Source organism: Streptomyces sp. NPDC001056 (genome assembly GCF_053598955.1).
The window spans coordinates 165130-176879 of sequence record NZ_JBSFLI010000001.1 but is presented as its reverse complement, the minus strand read 5'-3'; the positions used below and the strand labels follow the sequence as shown (position 1 = coordinate 176879).

The 11750-nt window shown below is 68.6% G+C and carries 12 protein-coding genes and 1 pseudogene; 6 read left to right on the top strand and 7 right to left on the bottom strand.

The window, feature by feature from the left end:
* Positions 1-211: hypothetical protein (locus ACWDD7_RS00855; RefSeq protein ID WP_450455499.1), on the bottom strand; the 211-nt coding region annotated here is incomplete at its 3' end.
* 125 nt (positions 212-336) lie between these two features.
* Here ACWDD7_RS00855 and ACWDD7_RS00850 point away from each other — a divergent pair.
* The 5 genes from ACWDD7_RS00850 (at position 337) to ACWDD7_RS00830 (ending at position 5104) form a co-directional block, all read left to right on the top strand.
* Entirely contained in the window at positions 337-729 is a 393-nt protein-coding gene (locus ACWDD7_RS00850) for a hypothetical protein (RefSeq protein ID WP_450455498.1), read from the top strand.
* A 256-nt stretch (positions 730-985) separates the two neighbouring features.
* Positions 986-1138, top strand: a complete 153-nt coding sequence (locus ACWDD7_RS00845; RefSeq protein WP_450455496.1) for a hypothetical protein — start codon at positions 986-988, stop codon at positions 1136-1138.
* Positions 1139-1397: 259 nt separating this feature from the next.
* A complete protein-coding gene (locus tag ACWDD7_RS00840) occupies positions 1398-1835 on the top strand; it encodes a hypothetical protein (protein WP_450455495.1) in 438 nt (145 codons plus the stop codon).
* Positions 1836-2158: 323 nt separating this feature from the next.
* Entirely contained in the window at positions 2159-3805 is a 1647-nt protein-coding gene (locus ACWDD7_RS00835; protein WP_450455494.1) for a hypothetical protein, read from the top strand.
* Between the two features lie 264 nt (positions 3806-4069).
* Positions 4070-5104: a metallophosphoesterase gene (locus tag ACWDD7_RS00830; RefSeq protein ID WP_450455493.1), complete on the top strand. Its 1035-nt coding sequence runs from the start codon at positions 4070-4072 to the stop codon at positions 5102-5104.
* A gap of 325 nt (positions 5105-5429) precedes the next feature.
* Here the strand turns inward: ACWDD7_RS00830 and ACWDD7_RS00825 are convergent, their stop codons facing one another.
* Positions 5430-5774: a helix-turn-helix domain-containing protein gene (locus ACWDD7_RS00825; protein WP_351877765.1), complete on the bottom strand. Its 345-nt coding sequence runs from the start codon at positions 5772-5774 to the stop codon at positions 5430-5432.
* A gap of 654 nt (positions 5775-6428) precedes the next feature.
* On the opposite strand from ACWDD7_RS00825, the gene ACWDD7_RS00820 reads away from it, so the two are divergent.
* Positions 6429-6803, top strand: coding sequence for a hypothetical protein (locus ACWDD7_RS00820; RefSeq protein ID WP_351877767.1), 375 nt, complete (start codon positions 6429-6431; stop codon positions 6801-6803).
* Positions 6804-7021: 218 nt separating this feature from the next.
* Here the strand turns inward: ACWDD7_RS00820 and ACWDD7_RS00815 are convergent.
* From ACWDD7_RS00815 to ACWDD7_RS00795, 5 genes and pseudogenes are all read right to left on the bottom strand, one after another.
* Positions 7022-7330, bottom strand: a pseudogene (locus tag ACWDD7_RS00815) (SCO5918 family protein); the annotation flags it as partial.
* A 58-nt stretch (positions 7331-7388) separates the two neighbouring features.
* Positions 7389-7736: a CBS domain-containing protein gene (locus ACWDD7_RS00810; protein ID WP_450455492.1), complete on the bottom strand. Its 348-nt coding sequence runs from the start codon at positions 7734-7736 to the stop codon at positions 7389-7391.
* A gap of 109 nt (positions 7737-7845) precedes the next feature.
* A complete protein-coding gene (locus tag ACWDD7_RS00805; protein ID WP_450455490.1) occupies positions 7846-9351 on the bottom strand; it encodes a DEAD/DEAH box helicase in 1506 nt (501 codons plus the stop codon).
* A 177-nt stretch (positions 9352-9528) separates the two neighbouring features.
* Positions 9529-9732, bottom strand: a complete 204-nt coding sequence (locus ACWDD7_RS00800; RefSeq protein WP_028799214.1) for a cold-shock protein — start codon at positions 9730-9732, stop codon at positions 9529-9531.
* A gap of 773 nt (positions 9733-10505) precedes the next feature.
* Entirely contained in the window at positions 10506-10901 is a 396-nt protein-coding gene (locus tag ACWDD7_RS00795; RefSeq protein ID WP_450455489.1) for a DUF6578 domain-containing protein, read from the bottom strand.
* Positions 10902-11750: the final 849 nt, after the last annotated feature.

The following is an 11750-nucleotide window of genomic DNA, read 5'->3' as shown; positions in this document are numbered from 1 at the left end:
CGAGCACCCGCTTCTTCTGGCCGCGCTGATGCGCCGTCGGCGTGAGGAGCGTGGTGAGGAGTCGATCATCGAGCACCCGCTTCTTCTGGCCGCGCTGATGCGCCGTCGGCGTGAGGAGCGTGGTGAGGAGTCGATCATCGAGCACCCGCTTCTTCTGGCCGCGCTCATGCGCCGCCGCCGCGAGGAGCGTGGCGAGCCGCTGATCCAGCACCCCCTCCTCCTCGCGGCGCTCATGCGCCGCTGACAGGAGACAGCGACACTCTGCCCCCCGATTCCGGCGCTCGTCGGCATCGGGGGGCAGGTCCCGTACCGCAACCGAAGACCTGAGGAAACACAATGGCAGCTGAGTCCGGCGACAAATCGGAACGGGATCCCTTGGGGGCCTTCGTCGACGAGATCTTCGAGGAAATCATGCGCGATGCCGGGATCTCCCATGCCGGCACCGGAGTGAAATACGGAAAGGACCCACTGGCGGGAGCCCTGATGGAAGCGGCCGTGGCGTTCCTTTCCCAGCCGCCTTCCCGTTCCTCGGAACTGGAACGGGTGCTGCTCGCGCAAACCCTTGCGACCGCACTGGCGGAATCGATCGCGCCCGCTCTGGCAGGTGCGCTGGCCTCGGAGATCATGAAGGTGCTGAACCAGCACGCGGCCTCCCACCAGGGCGGCGGCCACGAAAGCGTCGGCGGATCCGGTCGCGGCCACCGCTCTTCCGGCGGCGGCGAGCGATAGCGGCCTCGTGACGCGCACCACCGGGGTCGGCGGAGCGGCTCCGGGCCGGAGGCGCTTCGGCGCGAGTGATCGGCCCCGAAAGCCTCCGGCGCGTCGGGCGGCCCGCGGACCCGCCCGGTGAAGCACGACGCCGGTGCCGTGATCTTCGAGGCCCGCGCCGGAGCGGCTCCGCGCAGCCGGCCGAACCGGAACACGTGGCGACGCGGGAGCGCGGCAGGGAGGCTGCCTCGGCGCGGTCGACGACCTGCGGCGCCGCATGTCCGCACCGGAGGACCTTCCGGAACACGTCGACGTGCCGGTGAACAACGCGGGCAGGCGCGGCGGCCCCGCGTGGGGCGAGGGTCTGCGAGGGGTCGCCGAACAGCGGCGGCGGGTCTTCGACGGCAACGTCCTGCCGGCCCTCACGTGACTCGGCGCGTCGGCCCGCCGGTCATCCCGCCATGTAGGACGGACCGCCCCTCGGCCCGGCCGGCATGCGGGGCGGGCCGGTCCCGGAATCCTGGTCATGACCCCGATGTCGACGGCACCGGGGCAGTCGTCGTGCTCGGATTCGGGTACACGCACCGCGCCTCGAACCGGCGAGCGGTTGGGTGATCCGGCAGACCTTGGTCTCGGGCACCGTCTATTTGGGTCTCCGCACAGCGCACGGGACTGCCACAGTGATCCGTATGGAACCTCCTCCCTGCACCGTGCTCGTCTTCGATCGCGACGAGGACCTGCTCGTCTTCGATTCCTTCGCCCACGCTACGAACTGGATCGAGGCGATTGACGTCGACGAGGGTGAGTACACAGCGGCGTACTCACCGGACGGTGGCGTGTTGGCGCTGACTGCCCCCGAAGGCCCGGAGGGACTGGTCGTTCTGGCCAGGACCGGCAGCATGGACCTGGGCGATCTGGAGCGGAGGGTGGCCCGCTACTGGCGCCGCCACCAGGCAGGTCAGCCCACACGTGACCCGCTACAGACAGCGCGGTTCTTGATCGAGAGGGACAACAAGCCGCGCAGGGGATGGCTGGGTCGGATCGCACCGGTGTTGACCGTGGTTTCCCGTCCCTACGGGCACGCGGAGGGCACGGGACCTCGGAAGGGGAGAGGCCGACGCCACTGATAGCGCTGCGCGCGGGCCGCCTCGTACAGAGATCAGCTGTTGAAGCGGCATTGCGGTTGCACACGCCTGGTCCAGGCAGGTGCATCACGGAGGAGCTGTCGGAAAGTCAGTGGTATCCCCGTCGATGACCAGTCCTGGCCGGTGCGGTTGTAGGCCCCCTAGGATTGCGGTAGTTGCTGTACTTTGCTGCTGTGTACATCCTTGGCGGGCAAGGCCGCGTAATGTTCACGAATCATCAATCGGACTGACACCGATCCAGCCACCCCGTGACGGCGGCTGTGCCTTGACTGTGTGCCCTCGCTCACCTGGAAGGTTGATCGCACATGGCCAAGAAGAGACGTAGCCGCGTTGTCGCAACAGCGGTGGTGACGGGCGTAATCGGTGCCGGCCTGGCGCTGTCCTCCGGTGCGGCCGACGCCAGTGGCGGCGTGGCCGCCTGGTCGTCGGTGCCGGCTGCCACCGACGCCCGCGGCGTGACCGCTCCGAACGTCCTGTCGCCCGGGCTCACCGAGCACCCCGTCGCGCAGGGCTCCCTGAAGCTGGAGAACCCGACCGACCAGGTCCCGTACTACGGATACCTCGGCGACGGCACGCTGCTGCCCGACCCCGACATCAAGCAGGCCCCGGGCGTGAAGATCGAGGCCAGCAAGACCGAGCCCGACAAGAACACCTACCTGAGGCTGTCCGGTCAGCACGGCGCCGACGCGTCGTACTCGTACGGCACGCACTTCCTCTTCCAGGGCCACGAGGGCGGCGAGGCCGGATACATCACCCGCGTCAACCTCGACGCCGACCAGGCGCACCGGGTGACGCTGCTGGCCACCAAGGAGACCGACGGCACGAGCATTCCCGCCATCGACGGCTCCACCTGGGACCCCTGGGCCAAGCGGCTGCTGTTCACCTCCGAGGAGGGGGCCAAGGGCGCCGTGCTCCAGGCCACCCCGGACATCAACTCGAAGGTCCAGGACATCTCCTTCGTCACCGGACGGGCCGGCTACGAGGGCATCCAGAACGACTCCGCGGGCAACCTGTGGATGGCCGAGGACACCGGCGGAACAACGGTCGCCAACAAGACGAAGGTGCCCAACAGCTTCATCTACCGGCTGGTCCCCTACGACAAGCACGACCTCACCAAGGGTGGCAGGCTCCAGGCACTGCAGGTGGTCTCCCGCCACGGCGGTTCGCCCATCACGTACCAGAACGTCGACAGCACGCACCCCACCGGCGGAGCGTTCACCGACGACGAGAAGGACCTGACCAACTACGGTCCGGCCCTGAGCACCCACTGGGTGACCATCCACGACACCAAGACCGACACCAGTGGCAAGGCGTTCGACGCCAACGCCCTGGCGAAGGCGGCCAAGGCGACCCCGTTCAAGCGTACGGAGAACGGCCAGTTCCGCCCCGGCACGGACTTCCGCGAGTTCTACTTCGACGCCACCGGTGACACCAACACCACCAGCACGGCCAATGACGGTTACGGCGGCTGGGGCGCCATCTACAAGCTCACGCAGAGCGACCCGCGCTCAAACGACGGCAAGCTCAGCGTCTTCTACGTCGGCGACAAGGCGCACACCGGCATCGACAACGTCACCTTCCTCGACCGCACGCACGTCGCGTTCGTCGAGGACGCCAGCGACACCGTGCACACCCAGCGGAACGCCCTGGACTCCGGATACGTCTTCGCCACGACGACCGACTACTCGCGCGGCGCACAGCCGGTGCGCTTCCTGGCCGAGGGCCGCGACCCCTCGGCGACCCTGGACAACATGCTGTCCTCGGTGAACGGCGGCATCCAGAACGACGGTGACAACGAGATCACCGGCATCCACGTCTCCGACGGCGACCCGGGCACGAACGGCATCCTCGGCGCCAAGGTGCCGACGCTGTTCCGTGACGGCTGGCGGCTGTTCTGGACCCAGCAGCACGGCGACAACACCACCTGGGAGATCACCCCGGCCGACAAGTAGGGGTGCGGCCAGTTGGGGCGGGACGGCGACCGATGCCCATGTCCCGCCTCACTCGCCGATCGGCCACGGTTGCGCTGGCAAGAGTTCACCGCCCGTCCGTTCACCCACCGACCTTGAGGCCAACCGGGGCCACCAGACTCCCCGTCGGGCCGATCAGCGACTTCCGCCCGCGCCGCTGCGGGCCGCACAGCTTCCCCCACGTTCGGCCGCTGACCAGCCGTGTTCCCGGTCCACCCGGGCCGCTCGACCGTGAGGGAGAACCCGATGAGATTGTGGCGCCACGCCCTGTCCGCCACCGCCGCCCTGAGCCTGCTCGCGCTCACCGTGTCCGCCGGGACCGCCTCGGCCGGCCCGGACACCGCCGACGACACGCAGTTCACTTTCGCGGTGTTCGGCGACATGCCCTACGGCAACGCCGAGATCGCCGACTTCCCGCACGTCATCAGCCAGATCAATGCCGACCCCGACGTCACCTTCGTCACGCACCTCGGGGACATCAAGAACGGCTCGACGGTGTGCAGCGACGCGTACTTCCAGATGATCAAGTCGGACTTCGACCAGTTCAAGGACCCGCTGGTGTACACCGTGGGCGACAACGAGTGGACCGACTGCCATCGGCCGAACAACGGCTCGTACAACCCGCTTGAGCGTCTCGCCAAGATTCGCCAGGTGTTCTTCGACCGCCCCGGCCGGACCCTCGGCAAGAACAGCGTGCGGGTGACCTCGCAGGCCGACGAGGGTGTCCCGGAGGACGTCCGCTACACCCGTGCCGGCGTCGCCTTCGCCGCGGTCGGCGTGGTGGGCAGCAACAACAGCATGAAGTCGTGGACCGGAAACACCCAGCCCACTGCGGAGCAGGCCGCCGAGGTACTGGCCCGTACGGCGTCGGTGATCGGGTCCATCCACGACACCTTCACCTCGGCCCGCCGCCATCACGGCCGGGCCGTCACCCTGATGATGCAGGCCGACATGTTCGACCCCACCGTCAGCGATCCCTCCTACGCCGACTACTACGCCTTCCAGCCGATCGTCGACGCCATCGCCCGTGAGTCGGCCGCCTTCGACGGCCCGGTCTACCTCTTCAACGGCGACAGCCACCTCTACAACAGCGACCAGCCGCTGGCCGCCGGTTCCTCGTGGCTGTCGTTCTATCACCTGACCACCGCCGTGCCGAACCTGCACCGCATCACCGTCGACGGCTCCGACAACGCCAAGGACTACGTGAAGGTCACTGTCCAGCCGCACAGCCCCCAGGTCCTCAGCTGGACCCGGATCCCCCTGGACGGCTCCGGCTCCTGACTCTGCAGCCGACACCGGAGTCCCGGCCCCGGGCCCGGCGCTGGTGCCGGAAGTGGCCCAGGTCTCTGACCTGGGCCTCAATCATGGTGCGGATGACGAGAACCGAACTCGCGCTCTCAGCCCGGGAAGCGACGGCGCTTGCGGCACCAGCGCGCGGACGGCCTGTGCGGTTCTGCCGTGCAACCCGTCCGCGTCGGCGCGGATCGCACCCCTGTCGGCCCCCGACGAGCCGCTGGACGTCCGGTGCGACCGGCTGTCCACCCGCATGCCTTCCGGCAGCGCCGATGCCGGGGCAGCGGAGGGGGTCGGCCCGCGCCCGGGGTTCTCAGCCGGAGCCGGAACCGCCCGCTGCCTGGGCCGCGGAGCGGCGGTACTCGGCGTTGATGCGCTGTGCTTCCTCAAGCTGGTCCTCAAGGATGACGATGCGGCATGCGGCCTCGATCGGGGTTCCCTTGTCGACGAGTTCGCGAGCGCGAGCGGCGATCCGCAGTTGGTAGCGGGAGTACCGGCGGTGTCCTCCCTCCGAGCGGAGGGGAGTGATGAGCCGGGCCTCGCCGATGGCCCGGAGGAAGGCCGGGGTGGTACCGAGCATCTCGGCTGCCCGGCCCATCGTGTATGCGGGGTAGTCGTCGTCGTCCAGACGATCATTCAGTGGGTTGTCCGATGTCATGTCACCTCGCTGTGCAACGCGTCGAGGGGCCTTGGTGCCGTACGGCACCAAGGCCCCGAAGGAAATTCAACACCATCTGTCGGCACTATCGCTGTGCCGAACTTCTCTTTTCCGCTTCCCGGCCCGGTAGGGCGGAGCGGGGGATCGCAGCTGCGTGACCGGGGACCACCATCCGTTCCGGGGTCTTGCGGTACCCGGGCCGAGTGCCTCTCGGTCCGGGCGATCCTGATGGTGTCCGCTCCTCCTCTTCTCTCCGAACCAACCACTGTGTGTGAACCGGTACCGCTGCCGGCAGCTCCTCGACCTGCGAGCCACCCAGTGCGGCCCCCAGCCTCGTCGCCGCTCTGGCAACACCTTGGCTTCGAGGCTCGGGAGCCGCACCGACTTGCGTACTTCGTCTTCAGCCACCCGCCAGTTCATGTCTGGCCGGTCTCGTTCGACCATCTCTACGAGAAGAAGCCTACCCATGTCTGGGAAAAAATGTCTACTGGCAACTGTAGATTTCACTCTCCGGGTGGAGGAGGACTTCCCGCGATCAGCCCTCGCCGCCGGGCCCGAGCCGCCTCCTGGCACACGCGCGGCCGGTCCACCTCCCGCGGGCGGTCGGGCGAACGGGTGAACAGGCTCCACGGGTGGGCGCATAAGCTCTGCTGTATGTCGAACCCTGATGAGCTGCTCGTCGCCATTTCCGCCGCGGTGGAGTCCGAGCGAAGCAATCAGATGTCGCTGACCGTGGTCGTCGGCGGCGCCGTCCTCACCGGCCGGCTGGCTCCGGAGGCGGTATGGAGGGAGCGGGTGGCGGAGGTCTTGAAGGACTCGGACCGTCTCGGTGTGTTCTCCGACGTCTTCGCCCGCGGGCCGCGGGGATACCGGCCCGGCCGCGGCGAGGCGCCCACGCATCTGCACTTCCATCTCGCCCGGATCCTGCAAGGCAGCCTCGGGCTCCCGGAGACGGGCGGGATGTACCGGGTCGCGATCAAGGACGTCAGCGCGTGGACCGTGGGCGATCTCAGCTACTCCGATCGCTGAGACGCCGCCCGCGCACCCCTCTTCCGGTCTTCCGGTCGGCGTTCCCCGAGCGGACGGCGACACACCGGTGGGGGCCCTGCCGACGCGTGTCGACAGGGCCCCCACCGGCGTCCGAGGGCGGCTTCCGCCAGTCCTCAGACAGTCATGGAGCCGGAGCCGGAGCCGGAGCCGGAGCCGGAGCCGGAGCCGGAGCCGGAGCCGGAGCCGGAGCCGTAGCCGGTGCCTCCGAGGAGCCTGGACGCCGCTCGGAGCGGAGAGGGGCCGCTCACGCCCGTGCCCACGGGCGCGGTCTCGGGACGGTCGTGACAGGTGAAACCGAGGCGCGTCAGGGCCCGCGTGACTTCGACCGAGGTGAAGTCACGCCGGTCCTGCCGTGTGATGACCTGGCCCACTTGCTTGACGGGGTAGCGGCGGCGGCCGATGGTCACGGACTCGGCGGTGACGAGTTCGGGCCTGACGCCCTCCATCGAAGCCAGCACCCCGGCCTTGGTCAGCTCGAACGGATACCGGGCGATGACACAGCGCATGATGCCTCACAGGGGAATCGCGGGAGAAGGCGGAACGGGCCGATCGGGGCAAGGCGGATCAGCGTGAGGAGACGAGTACCTCCGGAAGCCGGCCGTACCCGCCGGCCCCCTCGGCGTGGGTGCCGGGCGAGGGCAGCGCTTCGGCGAGGACATCGCGCAGCCGGATGCGGTCCGTGTACGCGGCGCTGTCACGGAGGACAGCGAGCCGGCCTTTCGTGATCGAGCCCGTGCTCTGGTCGTCCCCGTCGCACACGGTCAGGTACTCGACCCGGGCGCCCGCCATGACGGCCAGAGCCACCTCGACGGTCATGTCGTCGCATACCCGGGGACCGTGCCCTTCGATGCCGTCGACCACGGCGACGGGGGCCGGGTCGAATCCGCGGTACTGCGTCCGTGCTGGCGTCAAGTGTCTCTCCTTCGGTCGGGGCTGGTCGCTTCGGCGGTCGGCGGCTTCCCCGAAGGCCGAAGGAGGGGGTCACCGCGAGCTCCCGGGGCTGCCGGGGGCTGAGGTCGGTCTAGGCGGCCGAGTGGCCGCCGGGCTCCGGCCGAGCCCCGCGGCGCGCCCGCTCGCCCACGGGCCGGCCCTGGCCGGTGCGGCCCCGGCGGCCCCGGGACGGCGAAGACGTGCGGCGGGGACGCTCCACGACCGGCGCGGCGATGACCACCGGGACCCCGGAGGGCGCCTGCGCGCCGGTGATGCGGCTCAGCTCCGCCTCGCCGGAGCGGACCGGAGTGATGCGCGGGGTGATGCCGGCCGACGCCATCAGCCGGGTGACGCCGCGGCGCTGACCGGGTGTCACGAGGGTGACGACGCTGCCGGACTCGCCGGCGCGGGCTGTGCGGCCGCCGCGGTGCAGGTAGTCCTTGTGGTCGCTCGGCGGATCGACGTTGACGACCAGGTCGAGGCTGTCGATGTGGATGCCGCGGGCCGCGACGTTGGTGGCCACCAGGACGGTGACGTGTCCGTCCTTGAACTGGGCCAGGGTCCGGGTGCGCTGCGGCTGGGTCCTGCCTCCGTGCAGGGCCGCGGCGCGGACACCGCTGTCCAGCAGGTGCTTGGTCAGCCGGTCCACGGCGTGCTTGGTGTCCAGGAACATGATGACCCGGCCGTCCCTGGCCGCGATCTCGGTGGTTGTGCGGTGCTTGTCGGCGTCGTGCACGTGGAACACGTGGTGCTCCATCGTGGTGACGGCACCGGCCGACGGATCGACGGAGTGGACCACCGGGTCGGTCAGGTAGCGGCGGACCAGCAGGTCGACGTTGCGGTCCAGGGTGGCCGAGAACAGCATGCGCTGGCCCTCCGGGCGTACCAGGTCGAGCAGGGCGGTGACCTGGGGCATGAAGCCCATGTCGGTCATCTGGTCGGCCTCGTCGAGAACCGTGATGCCGACGTCGTCGAGCCGGCAGTCCCCCCGGTCGACGAGGTCACGGAGCCGGCCGGGCGTCGCGACCACCACCTCCGCGCCACCGCGCAGGGCACCGGCCTGCCTGCCGATGGACATGCCGCCGACGACGGTGGCGAGCCGCAGCCTCACCGAGCGGGCGTAGGGAGCGAGCGCGTCGGTGACCTGCTGGGCCAACTCGCGGGTGGGCACGAGGATCAGGGCCAGTGGTCGGCGCGGCTCGGCGCGCCGACCGGCTGTACGGGCCAGTACCGCCAGGCCGAAGGCCAGGGTCTTGCCCGACCCGGTGCGGCCCCGACCGAGTACGTCGCGGCCGGCCAGGGAGTTCGGCAGGGTCGCCGCCTGGATCGGGAACGGCACGGTCACGCCTTCGTGGGCGAGCGTGGTCAGCAGTGGTGCCGGCATGGCGAGATCGGCGAACGACTCGGCGGCGGGCAGCGCGGGCGTGTCCGTCTTCGGCAGCGCGAATTCGCCTCGTGAGGGCTGCCGTTTTCCGTAACCGTCGGAGCGGCGCGGAACACGGGAACGGTCCTCGGCGGAACTTTCGTCGAAGCGGTCGTATGTGCGAGCGGTACGTACGAGAGTGGAACGTGTGCGAGTGGAACGCGTGCGGTTCATGCGAAACCTTCCTCGATGGGCACGTATCAAGGAATTTCCGCAGCAAAATGAGCGGCGCAGAGAATCGCGAGAACGAGCCGAAACAGTCGGGTCGGACAACCCTGAAAACAAAGCGAGCCGGGGCCCGCACCCCAAGGTGCGGGCCCCAGCTGCGAAGGATGCGTCAGTGCCGCATTGTCAGGCGGGAACGATGTTCTCGGCCGTCGGGCCCTTCTGTCCCTGCGCGATGTCGAACGACACCTTCTGGCCCTCCAGGAGCTCGCGGAAGCCCTGGGTGGCGATGTTCGAGTAGTGGGCGAAGACGTCGGCGCCGCCGCCGTCCTGCTCGATGAAGCCGAAGCCCTTTTCCGCGTTGAACCACTTCACGGTGCCGGTAGCCATTTTGTTTCTCCTTCGGGGACGGTGTCAGGAACACGCCCTGTGCGTATTCCATGTCGCCGTGATGATCGGCCGTCGGAAAAACCTTCTGGCAACCTCACCTGCAACTGATGACGACAGTAGCACGTCGATGCCGGCCCTGCTGGGTAAATAATTCCGCACCGACTCTGATCGCAGGAATAGTCACCGTGCGCCACGCCGATTTCTTATGCCGCGACCATAGATATTGTCCTCGGGGCTGCCGCATGAAAATCCCTGCGGGGCAGGGAGCGCCCCGCGGCGAAGCGGTCGATCGCGCTGAAACCAACACTCGAACTCCCCCTCTGAGCCCGGTGTGGTGCCCCAGCCGCCTCTGACCCGCGGCATCGACTTCGCGGCGTCGGGGACGTCGATGACCGGCCAGCTGTAGAAGCGGTGGCCCTCGACCCCGGTCCTGCGGAGTGCTTCCGACAGGCCCGCCCGGTCATCTCCTGGTTGGCCCCGCCTGTCGATACGGTCGTGATCAGCGTCCCTGGGGACATGACGTTGCACCGGGCGGCATCCGGACAACACAAGAACCCCCGGCACTCCGACTCGGGGGTTTCTCATAGAGCGGGTGACGAGAATCGAACTCGCGCTCTCAGCTTGGGAAGCTGCGGGCATTCAGGGCCGATTCTTCGGCTGACCTGGGCGAACGACCAGGGGCGGCCTCCGCGAGTTCGGCTCCTTTCACCGTGGTTCCCCGCTGTTCCCCGCCCGATCTGGTGCATCTGTGGTGCGGAGCCCAGCCACACCCCTCACGCCTCGGTCTTGGTACGCCGGGCAGTCACCAGGTAGCCCACGAAGCGGACCTCTGGCCGACCCTGCGCCCAGCCGTCCGCTTCGCTGACAGGAACCAGTACGGTCGTGTCCCGGACTGGGTAGTGGACATCGGCCGCGCTGCCTGGCGGAACTGCGTAGCGGCAGTGCACCTCTGCAACCGCCAACACCTCCAATGAGGCGGGCGCACACTGCTGTTCCTCGCCGTGATGCTCTTCTCGGAAGTCAATCTCCGCCGCACGCGCGCTACCCACGACGTCGGCGTAGTCCTCAGGATCGACCTCCAGCAGGTTCCACGAGACAACATCCCCCGGTGCGAAGCTCTGCCCGCAGCACTGGATCTGCCAGTCATCAACCCAAATTTTCAACGTCACGCACCCATTGTCTGCTGAGCCACCTTTGCTCACTGCGCCGGCGGACTGCGCCGACCGACCAGGCGCGCGTATGCCTCGCTGCCCTCCGCCGATCCCGGTCCCAGCCACGCTGCCCGTTTCATCCGTCAGAGCTGCAACAACGAAACCCTGGTCGTGCAGCATTGGGACGATGACCTCTTCGGACCGAAGCAACTTGTAAGGGGCCTTGACTCCGGGCTGTTCTGCCCCTCACCTGCGCTGATGGTCCGCAGCCGTCCGTGCTCGTCCGCTGCTGTTCGTCGGCGTTGTCACGCAGTTGGACACTCACCCTCGCGTGTCGGGCTACTTCTTGCGGCGCTTGCTCGCCTTCTTCTTCAGCTCGGCCTGGCCGCGCTTCGTCCAGTCGCCTTGGTGGCGGTAGCAACGCGACGTGCCCTTCATCGTCTTGTTGCGGCAGCTGCCTCGGTCCGTCGGCCAACCGCACTTTCCCTGCTTCCACTCACCCACGGTCCTTTCCCCTCCCCCGGTCCGCCTTGAGTCTGGGCATCCAGACTGGGGCACCTTGCCTACGCAGGGCAGGGCGCATGGCCAGCGGCATCGCGCGATCCGGCGCACGCGGGTCAGCACGTCGAGCGCCCGAGCCGAAGCGCACGCTTTCCAACTGTGGTGGTGCGATGGTGGGGTGTGTGCCGGGGAGTTCATCAGCGTTCATGGGCGGCTGGTTCGTGCGGCGAGCCTGACCGCTGGCCCCCTCTGTACGGCCGTGAACGGGCGTGAATGAGACGGAAACTGAGACGGCGGTGCAGGAAGGCTGTCTCACTCTTCCCCAGGTGGAATGAGGCGATCGGCGCTCTCGGCGTCGTCCACGTG

Bases quoted from the DNA above. Each gene is read 5' to 3' on its own strand.
- ACWDD7_RS00850 (WP_450455498.1), top strand. From the start codon at position 337: ATGGCAGCTGAGTCCGGCGACAAATCGGAACGGGATCCCTTGGGGGCC.
- ACWDD7_RS00845 (WP_450455496.1), top strand. From the start codon at position 986: ATGTCCGCACCGGAGGACCTTCCGGAACACGTCGACGTGCCGGTGAAC.
- ACWDD7_RS00840 (WP_450455495.1), top strand. From the start codon at position 1,398: ATGGAACCTCCTCCCTGCACCGTGCTCGTCTTCGATCGCGACGAGGAC.
- ACWDD7_RS00835 (WP_450455494.1), top strand. From the start codon at position 2,159: ATGGCCAAGAAGAGACGTAGCCGCGTTGTCGCAACAGCGGTGGTGACG.
- ACWDD7_RS00830 (WP_450455493.1), top strand. From the start codon at position 4,070: ATGAGATTGTGGCGCCACGCCCTGTCCGCCACCGCCGCCCTGAGCCTG.
- ACWDD7_RS00825 (WP_351877765.1), bottom strand. From the start codon at position 5,774: ATGACATCGGACAACCCACTGAATGATCGTCTGGACGACGACGACTAC.
- ACWDD7_RS00820 (WP_351877767.1), top strand. From the start codon at position 6,429: ATGTCGAACCCTGATGAGCTGCTCGTCGCCATTTCCGCCGCGGTGGAG.
- ACWDD7_RS00805 (WP_450455490.1), bottom strand. From the start codon at position 9,351: ATGAACCGCACGCGTTCCACTCGCACACGTTCCACTCTCGTACGTACC.
- ACWDD7_RS00800 (WP_028799214.1), bottom strand. From the start codon at position 9,732: ATGGCTACCGGCACCGTGAAGTGGTTCAACGCGGAAAAGGGCTTCGGC.